This window comes from Streptomyces palmae, assembly GCF_004684805.1.
GTDB classification, from domain to species: domain Bacteria; phylum Actinomycetota; class Actinomycetes; order Streptomycetales; family Streptomycetaceae; genus Streptomyces; species Streptomyces palmae.
Genome location: NZ_SRID01000024.1, coordinates 21508 through 37977 on the forward strand (window position 1 = coordinate 21508; position 16470 = coordinate 37977).

Below are 16470 nucleotides of genomic sequence, written 5' to 3' on the forward strand. Positions count from 1 at the left end.
CCGCCGAGCGGGCGCGGAAGCCCGCGGGCCCGGTCAGCCCTCGCTGTACCAGGCCCGCAGCTCCTCCCGCATGGACCGCTGGAAGGCGATCACCAGGGCCTGGACCACCAGCGGCTGCATATGGGCGGAGAGCGACTTGATCGCCGAGACCTCCTCGCCCCAGACCTCCTCGCGGAACAGCCGGCTCAACTCCCGCGCCGCCGCCCGGGAGTGCTCCAGCACCACGGTGTGCGCGGCCAGCACGGCCTCCAGCGTGATCGGCACGTCGAGCAGCCGCATCCCCAGGTGGAGCACCGAGGGGTCGACCCGGAAGACCTCCGGGTCCGCGGTGCGCTCCAGCACGCTCATCGCGGCCAGCCGGTCGAGGTCCTCCTCGGTCAGCTCCCGCCCGGCCCGCCGCGCCAACTGCTCCCGGGTGGCGTCCTCCGGGGCGTCCGGGGCCCAGGAGGCCACCAGCGCCCGGTGGATGGCCAGATCGTCGGCGCTCAGGTCGGCGGGCAGCCGGCTCAGGTAGCGCTCGATGGCGGCCAGCGTCATCCCGTGGTGCTGGAGCTCCTCGATCAGCGCCAGCCGGGACAGGTGCTCGGGACCGTAGTGGCCGACCCGCCGGGGGCCGATCACCGGCGGCGGCAGCAGCCCCCGGGTGCTGTAGAAGCGCACCGTGCGGACGGTCACCCCGGCCCGGGCCGCGAGTTCGTCGACGGTGAGTGTCGGTTCCCCGGTCTCGGTGGTCATCGGCCGTTCCTCGCTCTCCGGTGCGCTACCAGGTTCAACAGTATTGCTGTCTCACCAGCGGTGTGAAACCCCGCGGCCGGCCCGTACCCCACGCCCGGGGTGCCCGGAACGCGCGGCGCCCGCCGCCGACCGGCTCGTCGGGCCGGTCGGCGGCGGGCGCCGGTGGTGTCGCGGGGAGCCGGCTCAGTGCCGGTGCGCGTGGACCGAGTCGGTGGCTCGGATCTTCTTCCAGGACCTGGGCCGCTCCGGTGCCTTCACGGTGCCCACGGCCGCCTGGCGGGCGCTGAGGGCGGACGGCTTGGACGGTGTGAACAGCCAGGTGTCGAAGAGCTCGGTCAGCCGCTTCCCGGAGACCTGCTCGGCGAACTTCCGGAAGTCGGCGACCGAGGCGTTGCCGTAGCGGTGCTGCGTCGGCCACTGCTTGAGGATGGCGAAGAAGTCCTTGTCGCCCACCTCGTTGCGCAGCGCCTGGAGGGCCACCGCGCCCCGGTCGTAGACCGCGCCGTGGAACTGGTTCTCCGGACCCGGGTCGCCCGGCTTGACGGTCCAGAACGGGTCGTCGGCCGGGTGCTGGGAGTAGACGTAGTCGGCGAGCTCCTGCGCGGTGCCCTCGCCCTCCTTCTCCGACCACAGCCACTGCGCGTAGCGGGCGAAGCCCTCGTTGACCCAGATGTCGCGCCAGTCCTTCAGCGACACGCTGTCGCCGTACCACTGGTGGGCCAGTTCGTGCACGACCACCGAGACGTTGGAGCCGTTGGCGAACTGCCGGGGGCTGTAGAACGGCCGGGTCTGGGTCTCCAGGGCGTAACCGGTGGGCACGTTCGGGACATAGCCGCCGAGCGCGTCGAAGGGGTACGGGCCGAAGACCTCGCCGAGCCAGTCGGCGACCTCGATGCTGCGTTCCACGCTCGCCCGCGCCGCCCCGTCGTTGGCGCCCAGGTCCTTGCTGTAGGCGTTGATGACGGGCAGCCCGTCGGCGGTGGTGTCGGTGGTGATGTCGAACCTGCCCACCGCCAGCGTCGCCAGATAGGTGGCCTGGGGCTTGCTGGAGCGCCAGTTGTAGCGCGTCCAGCCCAGCTTCGAACTGCTCGACTGGAGCGTGCCGTTGCTGATCGCCTGGGTTCCGTCCGGCACCGCCACCGAGACGTCGTAGGTGGCCTTGTCCAGCGGGTGGTCATTGCTGGGGAACCACCACCAGGCGCTCTCCGGCTCGTTGGCCGCGACCCCGCCGTCGGGGGTGCGCAGCCAGCCGGTGAAGCCCGAGGCCTCGACCGCGGACGGCGTGCCGCGGTAGCGCACCACCACCGTGAACGAGCGGCCGGAGGCCAGCGCCGAGGAGGGGGTGATCTCCAACTCGTGGTCACCGGTCTTCGCGAAACCGGCCTTCTTGCCGCCCACCAGCACCGAGTCGACGTCGAGGGCGAAGTCCAGGTTGAAGCGGGACAGGTCCTGCTTGGCGGTGGCGGTGATGGTCGCCGTGCCCTCCAGGCCGTCGTCCTCGGGCTGGTACTTCAGGCGCAGGTCGTAATGGGACACGTCGTACCCGCCGTTGCCGTAGGTCGGGTAGTAGGAGTCCCCGATGCCGGGGGCGCCCGGGGTGGGCTGGGCCGCCGATGCCGGGATCGCCAGCAGCAGGCAGGCCGCGGCCGCCGTCGGCACGTAGAGTCTGTGGCGCACGAGTCCTCCAACTCGTCGGGGAGAGCGATCACTCAGGACTCTATGTACCCCTCGCCGAATCGTCGTGTCCACGACGGTTTCTGTCATCTGTTCGACACGAGGGCGACATCGGACGTCCCAATCGCCCCCGGAACACCGGGTTTCCCTCCCGCCACCGCGCCGATGCCCGCCGGTCGAGGGCCTCTTACGTGCGGACCGCCCGCCGCGCTACCGTCCCGCCGTGCCGCAACGTGCGCTGAATCCCCGCAGCCCCTGGACCCTGCTCGTAGCGGCGGCGCTCACCGCGCTGTCGGCCACCCTCCTCGCCCCGCCCGCCGCACAGGCGGCCCCCGCCGCGCCGCGGGAGACCCGCCCGGTCTACTCGTACCAGGACGCCATCCGCGAGTCCGTGTGGGTGGACACCGGCCTGGACGGCGACCGGGACGGGCTCGCCGACCGGGTGGCGGTGGACATCGTCCGGCCCCGGGAAGCCAGCCGGGCCGGCCACCGGGTACCGGTGATCATGGACGCCAGTCCGTACTACTCCTGCTGCGGACGCGGCAACGAGAGCCAGAAGAAGACCTATGACCAGGCGGGCGACCCCGTCGGCTTCCCGCTCTTCTACGACAACTACTTCGTGCCGCGCGGGTACGCCACCGTGCTGGTGGACCTGGCCGGCACCAACCGCTCCGACGGCTGCGTGGACGTCGGCGGCCCCTCGGACATCCGGTCCGCCAAGGCCGTCGTCGACTGGCTCAACGGCCGCGCCCGCGCCTACACCACCCGCACCGGCGCCACCCCGGCCACCGCGGGCTGGTCCAACGGCCGCACCGGGATGATCGGCAAGAGCTACGACGGCACCATCGCCAACGGCGTGGCCGCCACCGGCGTCCGGGGCCTGCGGACCATCGTGCCGATCGGCGCCATCAGCTCCTGGTACGACTACTACTTCGCCCAGGGCGCCCCGCTCTACGACACCGGACCGGACGCCCTCTCCGAGACCGTCGAGAGCCCGCGGGCCCGCGAGCGCTGCGGCGCCGTCCAGCGGCGGCTGATCCGGGGCGCCCCGCGCAGCGGCGATCGGACCGCGCTGTGGGACCGTCGCGACTACGTGCCGAAGGCATCCGCGGTGCGCGCCAGCGTCTTCGCGGTGCACGGCATGCAGGACCTCAACGTCCGCACCAGGCACCTGGGCCAGTGGTGGCGGGCGCTCTCCCGGGCCGGCGTGGAACGGAAGGTCTGGCTCTCCCAGACCGGCCATGTGGACCCCTTCGACTTCCGCCGCGCCACCTGGGTCCGCACCCTGCACCGCTGGTTCGACCACTATCTGATGGGCATCGACAACGGCATCGAGCGGGAGCCGATGGCCGATGTGGAGCGCGCCCCCGGACAGTGGTCCACCGACCGCCGCTGGCCGGCCGAGCACACCGCGGCCACCACCCTCCACCCGCGCCCGGGCACCACCGCGGGCACGGGCCTGCTGGGCACCGTGCCCGCCGCGCCCGGCAGCGCCGAAACCTTCACCGACGACCCGCGGCACGGGGAGGCCGACTGGGCGGCACACCTCGACCGGCCCACCCCGGACAAGGCCGGCTTCACCACCGCCCCGCTCACCCGGGACCTGAGGCTGTCCGGCGCCGGCCGGGTCACCGTGACCGCCATTCCCACCACCGCCACGGCGCACCTGTCCGCGGTCCTGGTCGACCTCGGACCGGACACCATCCGCGACTACACCGGTGCGGGCGAGGGCATCCGCACTCGCACCGACCGCGACTGCTGGGGCGGCGGCACGGCCGGCGACAGCGCCTGCTACAAGGTGACCGAACCGGACACCGCGGTGGTACACCACACCGTCTTCAGCCGCGGCTGGGCCGACCTCGGCACCCATGCCGACGCCCGCAGGGGCCGCCCGCTCACCCCCGGCAGGCCCTACACCATCACCGTGGACCTGGCGGCCGGCGACCACATCGTGCCGGCCGGCCACCGCCTCGCCCTGATCATCGCCGGCACCGACGCCGGGCTGATCGAGCCGCCCGCCGACCGGCCCCGGCTGACCCTCGATCTGACCCGCACCTCGGCGAGCCTGCCGGTGGTCGGCGGCCCGGCGGCGGTAGACCGGGCACTACCCGCCGCCGCTCCCGCCCCGGCCGGGCCCCGCACCCCGCCGGCAGGGGTCGGCACCTCGGAAGGGGTCGGCACCTCGGAAGGGGGCGGCGCCGTGGCAGGGGTCGGCATCTCGGCAGGGGTCGGCGCCCCGCACCCGCGGACCGGGCCGCCCTGTGCGGCATCGCCGGCGCGGCCCTGGCCGCTTCGGTGCCGGCCGTGCCCGCGCGCGCGGCCGACCCGGTCTTGGCACTCCGGACCGGCTTCGAGGCCGGCCACGGCGCCCGCTGGACCAGCCAGACCGAGGAGCGGGACTTCCTCACCGCCGTGGAGGCCGCCGGCGACCGGGCCCGGGTGCGGCGCATCGGCACCACCGGACAGCGGCGTCCCATCCGGCTGGTCGCCATCGGCGCCCCGGCCGCCCCCGCCGACCCGGCCCGTATCGCCCGCGGCAGCTCGGTGCTGCTGATCTGCGGTCAGCACGGGGACGAGCCCGCCGGCCGCGAGGCCTGCCTGTCCACCGTGCGGGACCTGGCCCTGGCCGAGGACCGGCGCACCCGGCGCTTCCTGGCCCGCACCACCGTGCTGGTGGTGCCCGACGCCAACCCCGACGGCCGGGCCGCCGACAGCCGGTGGAACGCCGAGGGAGCCGACATCAACCGCGACCACCTCGCACTGCGCACCGCCGAGGCCCGCGCCATCGCCCGCGTGCTGCGCGACTACCGGCCCGAGATCGTCTACGACCTGCACGAGTACGGGGCCACCGACCCCTACTACGTCAAGGACGTGCTGACCCTGTGGCCCCGCAACCCCAACACCGCTCACCCGATGCGCCGCGAGGCCCGCGCCCTGTCCGACTCCGCCGTGCGGCCGGCCGCCGAGCGCGCCGGGTACACCACCGGCACCTACGGCCTGTGGACCGACCCGGCCACCGGCGCCCCGCTCCAGCAGGTCGCCGGCGACGGCCAGGCACGCATCCTGCGCAACACCGCCGGGATCAAGCACGCGGTGGGCCTCCTGGTGGAGTCCCGCGTCACCCCGCTCACCGAGGCCGAGCGGTCCGACCCCGCGGTGAACAACCGGCGCCGGGTCCGCTCCCATCGGGCCGCCCTCGCCGGACTCCTCGACTTCGCCGCCCGCCACCGGGACCGGATCGCGGCGGCCACCCACCGCGCCCGGTCGGCCGGTTACCGGGACCGCGGCACCGTCTTCCTGGGCGGCGCCGACAACCTCCCGCCCGGCGACCTCGACCGGCTCACCGACCCGCCCTGCGGCTACCGGCTCAGCGCCGTCCAGTACCAGGGCGTCGGCGACGAACTCGCGCTGCACGGCATCGCGGTGCGCCCGGACCGCGACGGTACGGTCCTGGTCCCGCTGCGCCAGCCGCTGCGCGCCCTGGTGCCCCTGCTGCTGGACGCCCGGGCCGCCTCCCCGCTGACTGCCGCCCGCCCCTTGAAAAGCTGCCGGGACACGACCACCGCCGGACGCCAACGCCCCCTAGCATGAGGGGAGTTGTCGTAGCCGGCCGCCACCCGATCGCCCCGGCGGGGGACGACGTCGGGCGGGGCCGGGTCAACGGGAGGGGACAGGTGTCACAGGCATCCGATGGCCGGCGGCCCGTCGTGCGGATGGTCCCGGCGGGACTGGACCCGGGAGCGGTGATCGCGCAGTCGCTGGACGACCAGTGGGCCGGGGCCGAACTGACCCGGACCATGGCCCGGCAGGGCAGCTCCTTCGCGGACGTCGCCGATCCACGCGGCAAGGAGGTACGGGCCGAGTACATCCGAGCCCTGATCAACACCCGGCAGCTGGTGGTGAACCGGGTGTTCTTCTTCAACAACCCGGCCGTCAGCCGGGACCTGATCGCGGGCGGCCGGGCCCGCCGGGCACACCAGAGGCTGCTGGCGGACGGCGCCCTGGTGCCCTTCCTGCTGCGCGAGCGGGAACCCACCGACCGCCCGGCGAACGTGGAGGTCGACGAGACCGCCTTCCGGGCCTGGCAGGAGACCGTCGAGGAGCTGCCGGCGACCGACCGGGTGACCTGCGTCCGGCTGTCCTGGGACGACCAGGAGAACCGCCAGGCCACCGACTCGGCGCTGTTCAACCCGTTCGCCGCCCGGGTGCAGGGCCTGACCGCCAAGGACATCCCGCTGCTCGCCGCCCAGGTGGGCGTCGCCGAGGAGGACACCGCCCGCTTCGCCGAGACCATCGGCGAGGTGGTCCAGTTCAGCAACGAGCACCGGGTCCGGGACGAGCGGGTGACCCGCACCCAGCTGTACCGGGCCTTCGTGACCGCGAGCGGCGAGCCGGTGTCCGGCGGCCGACTCGCCCAGGACAAGCCGTTCGCTGCGGAGGTCAAGCAGCTACTGGACCTCATCTACAACGTGAACCTCGCCGATGCGCTGGGCATGTACCCGCTCACCCCGAACGGCAGCCTGCGCCGGGTGGCCCTCCAGGAGTGGCGCGACCTCAGCGGCGGCTCGCCGGCCGGCACCGTCACCGACGCCGAGCAGCTCATGCTCTTCCTGCGCCGCCAGTCCTTCGCCGCGGTCCAGGACCGGCTCACCCCGGGCGAGGTCGACGCGCTCGGCCTGGAGGACATATGGCAGCTGCGGCAGAGCGAGAGCTGGCACCGGTACATGGGCGCGCTGAGCGCCCTCACCATGGACCCGCGGGACTTCGAGGAGCGGGTGGGCCCGCTCTTCCAGCGCTACCTCGAACTCAACCGGGAGATCATCCGGTTGGCCGAATCCCGGCGCGGCGGACGGGCCCGGCCGCGCGCCTGGGCCCCGGTGATCGAGGTGGTGGTCAATGTCGGCGGGGCGGTGTTCACCGCGGTCAGCGGCGAGGAGTCCTGGTCGGTGGTGGGCAGCATCGGCTCGGCGGCGGTGAGCTCCTACGGCGGCTCGGTCCAGCTGGTGCTGCGCAACCGAAGATCCGGCCGCCGGGAGCAGAAGTTCGCCCGCGAACTGGCCACCGTCCAGCTCGACAGCGTCCGCGAGTGGCAGCGGCTGCACACCCTGGTGCGCGCGCTCCCCGGCTACCGGGAGCGCCGCGGCGCCGCGCCCGCCACCAGCACCAGCACCGTGCTGGACGACATCCCCGAGTACTGATCCGCACCCGTCGGCCCGTACGGCACGCCCCGGAGAGGACCGTGATCCCGTTGACCTCGTACCAGGAGCTCCGCGCAGCCCGTCCCGACCTGTTCCGCAACGAGCCCGGCGGCATCGAGATCCTGCCGCAGGAGGTGACGGCCGAGGACGCTCGGCGCGGTGCCGGCGCGGTCGGTGTGGTCTACGCGGACCCGTACATCACCGTCGTCCGGGACCCGGTGCGCTTCCCGGACGGCTCCCCGGGGCTGTACGTACGGGTGCTGCCCAGCACCGAGCGCCCCGGAGTGGTGGTGCTGCCGATCACCGGGGACGGGGAGGTGCTGCTGATCGAGCAGTACCGGCACGCCACCCGGGCCTGGCACCTGGAAGCCCCGCGCGGCGGCGGCGAATCGCCCGACCCGGCAGCCGACGCGGCGCGGGAACTGGCCGAGGAGACCGGGGAGGAGGCGGTGGAGCTGGTGCCGCTCGGCGAGCTGCACCCGGACACCGGGCTGCTGGCCGCCTCCGTCCGGCTGTACGCGGCCCACCTCGCGACGCGGACCCGGCAACCGGAGGAGCCCGGGGTGCGCGGGGCCGGACCCGAGGCGATCCGGCGGACGGTCCTGGTCACCGCGGCCGAGGCCGAGCGCATGATGGCCGACGGGCGGATCACCGACGGGTTCACCCTCGCCGTGCTCACCCGCGCCCGGCTGGCCGGCCTGCTGCCCACCACCGACCCGCCCCCACCGGACGGCACCGGTCAGGGCCCGGCCGCGCCCTAGCCGCCACCGGTCGGGGCCCGGCCCGTCCTCGCCGCCGTCGGGGCCCGGCCTGAGCGTGTGGCTCTCGCGCCCGGTCGGCGCGCCGGGCGCGGGCAGCCGTCGCGCAGGGGTTCCCTCGTACGCCCGGGAGGTGTAGCCGGCGAGTCGGGACCCGATCGGCCTGCCGGGGTCTCCCCGTGGGGCGCCCTTCAGGGCAGCCGCTGACGCAGGACCATCCCCTCGTACGTCCGGGGGCTCACCCCACGAGGCGGGCCGCCTCCCGGGCGCAGCCCCAGGAGACGGTGACCCCGGCGCCGCCGTGCCCGTAGTTGTGCACGCACCGGGCGCCGCCGGGCAGCGGCACGGATTCCAGGCGGACCCGGGACCGGGCGGGCCGCAGTCCCACCCGGTGGCTGAGCACCCGGGCGCCCGCCAGCCGGGGATGGACGCCGGCGCAGCGGGCCAGGATCGCCGCCGCCACCTCCGGATCGGGGGTGGTGTCCCAGGCGCCCTCCCGCGCGGTGCCGCCCAGGACCAGCCCGTACGGCTGGGGGAGCGCGTACACGGTGTCGCTGGAGGTGTGGTCGGCGGCTACGAACCACTCCTGGACGCCCGGGTTCTCCACGATCACCAGCTGGCCCTGCACCGGCCGCACATCCGGGTCCGGCGCCAGTTCGCGGGCGCCGAGTCCGGAGCAGTTCACCACCACCGGCGCCGCGGCCGCCGCCTCGTCGAGTGAGGCCGCGGCCCGGTGGCACACGGTCCCGCCCGCAGCCTCCAGCCGCCGCCGCAGATAGGGCAGATAGGTCGTCATGTCGACCAGCGGCACCCGCGCCCGCAGGCCCTCGGCGTGGCCGCCCAGCTCCTCGGGCCGTGCCGGGCTCAGCTCCGGCAGCGCCTCGGCCCAGGGCCCGAGCTCCGCCAGGCCGGTGCCGGCCTGGGTGCCCCTCACCAGCCGCACCCCGGTCACCGCGCCACCCGCCCCGGCCAGCTCCGTCAGCACCGACAGCGTCTCCAGGGACCAGTCGCCCACCCGCTCCAGCGGCTCGATGCGATAGGGCCACCACAGCCCGCCGGCCACCGCGGAGGTGGTGTGCTCGATCGGGTCCCGGGTCCAGACGGCGACCCGCCGACCGGGGTCCTCCTCCGCCAGGACGACCGCCGTGGTCAGCCCGATCACCCCGCCGCCGATCACGATCACGTCGCTCGTCATTCGCTCAGCCTAGGTGCGGGGCAGTCCCTTGAGGAGGGGTCGGGCTGGGGCACCTTTCCACCCCACTCGGGTCAGATGGGGCTGTATCCACCGACGATTGCGGAACGTGAGCGTCCGCCTCGACCGGCGGTGACCGCCCGCGCCCGTCCCTCCACCACGCGGTGGCCCGCGCCCGGCCGGGCGGGAGGGCCGTGGTGCCCGGCCACCCTCCCCCGCACCCGCGCCCGGCGGCGACGCGGGCCGCCGGGAGCCGCACCCAGGGGAAATCCAGGCGAGACCGGCCCGTGGGCCCGGCTAGGATCGGGCCGCGATGACTGCAACCCTGGTAGCCAAGGACCTCTCCGCCGGACACGGCGACCGCACCCTGTTCTCCGGCCTCGACCTGGTGGTGGCCCCCGGCGAGGTGATCGGCCTGGTGGGCGCCAACGGCGCCGGCAAGTCCACCCTGCTGCGGATGCTCGCCGGGCTGGCCGAACCGGAGCAGGGCGGGATCAGCCTCAGCCCGCCGCACGCCACCGTCGGGCACCTCCCCCAGGAGCCGGACCGGCGCCCCGGCGAGACCGTGCGCGCCTTCCTGGCCCGCCGCACCGGGGTGGCCGCCGCCCAGGCGGAACTGGACGCCACCACCCAGGCGCTGGCCGACGGAGCACCCGGCGCCGACGACGCCTATGCCGTCGCGCTGGAGCGCTGGCTCTCCCTCGGCGCCGCCGACCTGGACGAACGGGCCGAGGAGGTCGTCGCCTCACTCGGCCTGGACACCGGCCTGGACCGCGCGATGACCGCCCTCTCCGGGGGCCAGGCCGCCCGCGCCTCACTCGCCTCGCTGCTGCTCAGCCGGTACGACGTCTTCCTGCTCGACGAGCCCACCAACGACCTGGACCTGGAGGGGCTGCGGCGCCTGGAGGAGTTCGTCCAGGGCCTGCGCGCCGGGACCGTCCTGGTCAGCCATGACCGCGAGTTCCTGGCCCGCACCGTGCACAAGGTGCTGGAAATCGACCTGGCCCAGCAGCAGGTGACCTTGTTCGGCGGCGGCTACACGGCCTATCTGGAGGAGCGCGAGACCGCCCGCCGGCACGCCCGGGAGCGCTACGAGGAGTACGCCACCACCCGCGCCACGCTGGAGGCCCGGGCCCGTACCCAGCGGGCCTGGATGGAGAAGGGCGTCAAGAACGCCCGGCGCAAGGCCAGCGACAATGACAAGATCGCCCGGAACGCACGGGTCGAGTCCACCGAGAAGCAGGCCGCCAAGGCCCGCCAGACCGACCGGATGATCGAGCGGCTGGAGACGGTCGAGGAGCCGCGCAAGGAGTGGGAGCTGCGGATGGAGATCGCCGCCGCCCCCCGCTCCGGCGCGGTGGTGGCCACCCTGCGCGGTGCCGAGGTCCAGCGCGGGGAGTTCCGGCTCGGCCCGGTGAACCTCCAGATCGACTGGGCCGACCGGGTCGCGATCACCGGCGCCAACGGCTCCGGCAAGTCCACCCTGCTGGCCGCGCTGCTCGGCCGGCTCCCCCTGGACGAGGGCTCCGCCACGCTCGGCTCCGGTGTGGTGGTCGGCGAGGTCGACCAGGCCCGCGCGCTGTTCTTCGGCGGCGAGTCCCTACTGGACGCCTTCGGCGCCGCCACCCCCGACCTGCCGCCGGCGGAGGTACGTACCCTGCTCGCCAAGTTCGGGCTCAAGGCGGACCACGTGCTGCGGTCCGCCGCCACCCTGTCGCCCGGCGAACGCACCCGAGCGGCCCTGGCGCTCCTCCAGGCCCGCGGTGTCAACCTGCTGGTCCTCGACGAGCCGACCAACCACCTCGACCTGCCCGCCATCGAGCAACTGGAGTCCGCGCTGGCCACCTACCCCGGCACGCTGCTCCTGGTCACCCACGACCGCCGCATGCTCGACGCCGTCCACACCACCCGCCACCTCCACGTCTCCAACGGCCACCTCACAGAACCCTGACAGCCCCCGCCGCCCGAAGGCGACCCAGCGACGCGCCCGTCCCTCTTCCCCGCCGCGACGGCGAACACCCCCACGGCGCTCTCCGGCGGGACCTCATCGAGGTCCCGCCGCTCTTTCCCGCCGCGACGGCGAACACCCTCACGAGGCGTTCCGGCGGTGCCGAACAACCGCCACCATCACCGGAGCACAGGAGCCGCGGGGCATTGGCGGGACCTCACGGGTGGGGCCCGGCACGCCCTCCGGCCCGCCGCCCGAGGCAATCTAGCGACGTCCCGCCGCTCTTCCCCGCCGCGACGGCGAACACCCTCACGAGGCGTTCCGGCGGTGCCGAACAACCGCCACCATCACCGGAGCACAGGAGCCGCGGGGCATTGGCGGGACCTCACGGGTGCGGCCCGGCACGCCCTCCGGCCCGCCGCCCGAGGCAATCTAGCGACGTCCCGCCGCTCTTTTTTCCGCCGCAACGGCGAACACCCCCACGAGGCATCCCGGCGGTGCCAACCAACCGCCACCACCGGAGTAGAGGAATCACGCGGCACCCAGCCCCCGAAACCCAGGCCGGAGGCCACCCCGTGGAGGGGAAAGCCCAAGCCCCCTCCACGGTCGCCGTCCGCGAGGACTAGAGCAGGCCAGCCCGGCGCAGCGCGTCCGCCATCGCGCCGTTCGCCGGGGCCGCGTCCCGGCTGCCCGCGTCCCGCGAGCCACCGCGCGAGCCACCGCGCCGCTGCTGCGGAGTGCCACCCTTGGCACCGTCCCGGCCACCCTGACCGTCCCGGCCACCCTGACCGTCCCGGCCACCCTGGCCATCCCGCGTCTCGCGGCCGCCGCGGCCGCCGCGGGCACCCCGGCCACTTCCGCCACGCCCGCCGCCGGCGACCCCGCTCTCGTCCTCCAGCCGGAGCGTCAGCGAGATCCGCTTGCGGGGGATGTCCACGTCCAGCACCTTGACCTTCACGATGTCCCCCGGCTTGACCACATCGCGCGGGTCCTTCACGAAGGTCCGGGACATCGCCGAGACATGCACCAGCCCGTCCTGGTGGACGCCGACGTCCACGAAGGCGCCGAACGCGGCGACATTGGTGACGACCCCCTCCAGGATCATCCCCGCGGCCAGGTCGCCGATCTTCTCCACACCCTCCTTGAAGGTGGCGGTCCGGAACGCGGGCCGGGGGTCGCGGCCGGGCTTCTCCAGCTCGCGCAGGATGTCGCCGACGGTCGGCAGACCGAACTTCTCGTCCACGAAGTCGGCCGGCCTCAGCGACTTCAGCACCGTGCCGTTGCCGATCAGCGAGGCGACCTCGCCGCCCACCGTCTTGGCCATGGCCCGCACCACCGGGTACGCCTCCGGGTGCACGCTGGAAGCGTCCAGCGGGTCGTCGCCGCCGCGGATGCGCAGGAAGCCCGCGCACTGCTCGTACGCCTTGGGGCCCAGCCGGGGCACGTCCTTGAGCGCCCGGCGGGACCGGAACGGCCCGTTCGCGTCCCGGTGCGCCACGATGTTCTCGGCCAGCCCGGCGCCGATGCCCGAGACCCTGGCCAGCAGCGGGGCGGAGGCGGTGTTCACGTCCACCCCGACGCCGTTCACACAGTCCTCGACCACCGCGTCCAGCGAGCGGGACAGCTTCACCTCGGACAGGTCGTGCTGGTACTGGCCGACGCCGATCGACTTGGGGTCGATCTTGACCAGTTCGGCCAGCGGGTCCTGGAGCCGGCGGGCGATGGACACCGCGCCGCGCAGTGAGACGTCCAGCCCCGGCAGCTCCTGGGAGGCGAAGGCGGAGGCGGAGTACACCGAGGCGCCCGCCTCGGAGACCACGACCTTGGTGAGCTTCAGCTCGGGGTGCTTGGCGCAGAGTTCGGCGGCCAGCCGGTCGGTCTCCCGGGAGGCGGTGCCGTTGCCGATGGCGACCAGCTCCACCGCGTGCTCGCGGGCCAGTCGGGCGAGCGTGGCCAGCGACTCGTTCCACTTGTTCTGCGGCACGTGCGGATAGATGGTGTCGGTGGCCACCACCTTGCCGGTGGCGTCCACCACGGCCACCTTCACCCCGGTCCGGAAGCCGGGGTCCAGGCCCAGGGTGGCCCGGGTGCCGGCCGGCGCGGCGAGCAGCAGGTCCCGCAGGTTGGCCGCGAAGACCCGCACCGCCTCGTCCTCGGCGGCGGTGCGCAGCCGCAGCCGCAGGTCGATGCCGAGGTGGACCAGGATGCGGGTGCGCCAGGCCCAGCGCACCGTGTCGGCCAGCCACTTGTCGGCGGGGCGGCCGCGGTCCGCGATCCCGAACCGGCGGGCGATCAGCGGCTCGAAGGACGACGGGCCGGGCGCCTCGGCCGGCTCCTCCGGCTCCAGGGTGAGGTCGAGCACCTCCTCCTTCTCGCCGCGCAGCATGGCCAGTACCCGGTGCGAGGGCAGCTCGGTGAACGGCTCGGCGAAGTCGAAGTAGTCGGCGAACTTGGCCGCCGGGCCCTCCGTGCCGTCCCCCTTGCCCTCCCGCACCTTGGTGACCAGCCGCCCGCGCTGCCACATCCGCTCGCGCAACTCGCCGATGAGGTCGGCGTCCTCCGCGAACCGCTCGGTGAGGATGGCCCGCGCGCCCTCCAGCGCCGCGGCCGGGTCGGCGACCCCCTTGTCGGCGTCGACGAAGGCGCTCGCCGCGGCGAGCGGTTCCACCGACGGGTCGCCGAGCAGCCCGTCGGCCAGCGGCTCCAGACCGGCCTCCCGGGCGATCTGCGCCTTGGTGCGCCGCTTCGGCTTGAAGGGGAGGTAGATGTCCTCCAGCCGCGCCTTGGAGTCGGCGGCCAGGATCTGCGCCTCCAGCGCCTGGTCCAGCTTGCCCTGCGTCCGGATCGAGTCCAGGATCGCCGTCCGGCGCTCCTCCAGCTCGCGCAGATACCGCAGCCGCTCCTCGATGGTGCGCAGCTGGGCGTCGTCGAGCGTCTCGGTCGCCTCCTTGCGGTAGCGCGCGATGAACGGCACGGTCGAGCCGCCGTCGAGCAGCTCGACGGCGGCCCTCACCTGCCGCTCCCGTACGCCGATCTCCTCGGCGATCCTGCCTTCGATGGACGTCGTCACGATCACGCTCGGCTTCCTGTCGTCCCGTCCGATTGCGTTTGCATTGTGGCAGGTGGGGGCGGCTCACCGGGGCACCTCCCGGCAGGAGCCGGGGCGGGCGGAAGCGGCGGTGCCCCGGTGGAGGTCAGCCCTTGCCGAGCAGGTCCGGCGGGAAGGCGCCCGCCGCCGCGGCCTGGGCGGTGTAGGCCCCGGCCAGCTCGGTGAGGCGGGCCGTCCCGGCGGCGCCCAGGTGCTCGAAGGGCGCCCGGTCCAGCCGGTCGGTGGCGTCCTCCAGGTCCTTGCGGAGCGCGGTGCCCGCGGCGGTCAGCTCGCCCGCGGCGTCCATCATTCCGCGCTCCCGCAGCCGGTCCTGGGCCGCCGCCCACTCCTCGGGCGACCAGCCGCGCGTGCGCAGCACCCAGGCCGGGGACATCCCCCGGTCGCTGGCGGTGTGGCTGACCAGTGCCTCGACCGGGTCGAGACCGGCGTCGACGAGGGTCATCAAATGGCCGTCGCCGCGGTGCTCGCGCAGCAGTCCGGCAGCGTGCCACAGGGCCAGGTGCGGGGCGTCCGGCACCGGCAGGTCGGCGTGGGCGGCGTACAGCGGGCGGGCGGCCCGGGAACAGCCCTCGGCGGCGCGCAGCGCCAGCTCGGCGGCCTCGGCCATCTCCTTGTCGGCGATGGCCTCCTCGCCCAGCAGCCGCCGCAGCATCGAGTCCGCCGCCCGCAGCCGGGCGTCCAGGGCGGCCTGCGGGGTGATCACGTCCCAGGCGGCCGGTATGTGCCGGGCCACCAGCTCGTACTTGAAGTTGAAGAAGGCGGCGGCGACCGGGCCCGGGCCGACCTGGCCGAACGCGGCCGACCGGCCGACGAAGTAGGAGGTCATCCGGTCCGTCACCCCGTGCCGGGCCACCTCCTGCTGGAAGTCCGGGGTGAAGTAGATGGCGGCGTGCAGGGGGTTGATGACGTTCTGGCAGCGCCGTCCGGCGCGCTCGGGCAGAGAGGTCATGGCCGCACGCTACCGATCGGTACGGCCGGCGGCGGCCCGAACGGCCGGAAACCGCTCAGGGCCCGGGCCGGGTCCAGGCGAAGCGCGGCGGTCGGCGCTCCAGGAACGCGGCCACCCCCTCGGCCTCCTCGCCGCTGTGCCGGGCCTGTTCCGCCCAGTACGCCAGGCGGGCCGGATCGTCCGGGCCGGCCATGAACTCCTTGGCCGCCACCTGGCTCAGCTGCGACCGGGAGGCGAGTACCGCGGTGAACTCCGCCACCCGCTCGCCCAACGTGCCGCCCGGCAGCACCTCGTCCACCAGTCCGGTGCGCAGGGCCCGCTGGGCGTCGATCAACTCGGCCGAGAAGAGAAGGTATTTGGCGGTGCCGGGGCCGACCAGCCGCTCCAGTCGGCGGGTGGAGGAGGGCGGGTAGACGACGCCGAGCCTGGCCGGGGTGACCCCGAACCGGCTGCCCTCCTCGGCGAACCGCAGGTCGCAGGCGGCGGCCAGCTGGCAGCCGCCGCCCACGCAGGAGCCGCGCACCGCGGCCAGCGTGGGCTTGGGGAAGGCGGCGAGCGCCTCCTCGGCCTCCACCGCCAGGCCCTTGACCCCCGCCTCCTCGGCCAGGGCCCCGATGTCGAAGCCCGCGCAGAAGGTGTCCCCGGCGCCGGTGAGCACCAGGGCCCGTACCCCGGGGTCGGCGGCGTACCGGTCCAGCACGGCGGGCAGTTCCCGCCACATGCCGGTGGTCATCGCGTTGCGTTTGGCCGGATTGCTGATGACGACGGTGGCGACGCCTTCGGCGACCGCGTGCTCCAGGCGGGGCTCCATGCGGCGGATGGTATCCGGGCCGGCCGGGGCGCCGGCGGGCAGCCACCGAGGTCGCCGGGGGCTGCCGCGTACGCCGGGGGCGCAGGGGGACGGGAG

Annotated in this window: 10 protein-coding genes and 1 pseudogene; 5 read left to right on the top strand and 6 right to left on the bottom strand. The window is 74.4% G+C overall.

All coding sequences use genetic code 11. From position 1 onward, the window contains the following. Positions 1-33: 33 nt before the first annotated feature. On the bottom strand, positions 34-735 hold the full coding sequence (locus tag E4099_RS04730) for a MerR family transcriptional regulator (RefSeq protein ID WP_135337656.1): 702 nt from the start codon (positions 733-735) through the stop codon (positions 34-36). 183 nt (positions 736-918) lie between these two features. Beyond that, on the bottom strand, positions 919-2412 hold the full coding sequence (locus E4099_RS04735; RefSeq protein ID WP_135337657.1) for a M1 family metallopeptidase: 1494 nt from the start codon (positions 2410-2412) through the stop codon (positions 919-921). 220 nt (positions 2413-2632) lie between these two features. Here E4099_RS04735 and E4099_RS04740 point away from each other — a divergent pair. From E4099_RS04740 to E4099_RS04755, 4 genes and pseudogenes are all read left to right on the top strand, one after another. After that, positions 2633-4573: pseudogene (locus E4099_RS04740) on the top strand (Xaa-Pro dipeptidyl-peptidase); the annotation flags it as partial. 95 nt (positions 4574-4668) lie between these two features. Further along, positions 4669-6000, top strand: coding sequence for a M14 family metallopeptidase (locus tag E4099_RS33510; protein ID WP_209446521.1), 1332 nt, complete (start codon positions 4669-4671; stop codon positions 5998-6000). A gap of 83 nt (positions 6001-6083) precedes the next feature. Continuing rightward, on the top strand, positions 6084-7607 hold the full coding sequence (locus E4099_RS04750) for a hypothetical protein (RefSeq protein ID WP_245244597.1): 1524 nt from the start codon (positions 6084-6086) through the stop codon (positions 7605-7607). A gap of 50 nt (positions 7608-7657) precedes the next feature. Continuing rightward, positions 7658-8368 (top strand): NUDIX hydrolase, encoded by a 711-nt coding sequence (locus E4099_RS04755; protein ID WP_135337659.1) that lies wholly within the window; start codon positions 7658-7660, stop codon positions 8366-8368. A 235-nt stretch (positions 8369-8603) separates the two neighbouring features. Here the strand turns inward: E4099_RS04755 and E4099_RS04760 are convergent, their stop codons facing one another. Then, positions 8604-9560 (bottom strand): FAD-dependent oxidoreductase, encoded by a 957-nt coding sequence (locus tag E4099_RS04760; RefSeq protein WP_135337660.1) that lies wholly within the window; start codon positions 9558-9560, stop codon positions 8604-8606. Positions 9561-9870: 310 nt separating this feature from the next. Here E4099_RS04760 and E4099_RS04765 point away from each other — a divergent pair, with 310 nt between their 5' ends. Continuing rightward, entirely contained in the window at positions 9871-11508 is a 1638-nt protein-coding gene (locus E4099_RS04765; RefSeq protein WP_135337661.1) for an ABC-F family ATP-binding cassette domain-containing protein, read from the top strand. A gap of 619 nt (positions 11509-12127) precedes the next feature. Here E4099_RS04765 and E4099_RS04770 read toward each other — a convergent pair. The 3 genes from E4099_RS04770 to E4099_RS04780 form a co-directional block, all read right to left on the bottom strand. Next, a complete protein-coding gene (locus E4099_RS04770) occupies positions 12128-14575 on the bottom strand; it encodes a Tex family protein (RefSeq protein WP_135337669.1) in 2448 nt (815 codons plus the stop codon). A gap of 124 nt (positions 14576-14699) precedes the next feature. After that, entirely contained in the window at positions 14700-15563 is an 864-nt protein-coding gene (locus E4099_RS04775; RefSeq protein ID WP_135337662.1) for an SCO6745 family protein, read from the bottom strand. A 55-nt stretch (positions 15564-15618) separates the two neighbouring features. After that, the gene (locus E4099_RS04780) at positions 15619-16374 is read right to left on the bottom strand and encodes an enoyl-CoA hydratase/isomerase family protein (RefSeq protein ID WP_135337663.1); all 756 of its coding nucleotides are present in this window, start codon (positions 16372-16374) and stop codon (positions 15619-15621) included. Between the last annotated feature and the right edge of the window lie 96 nt (positions 16375-16470).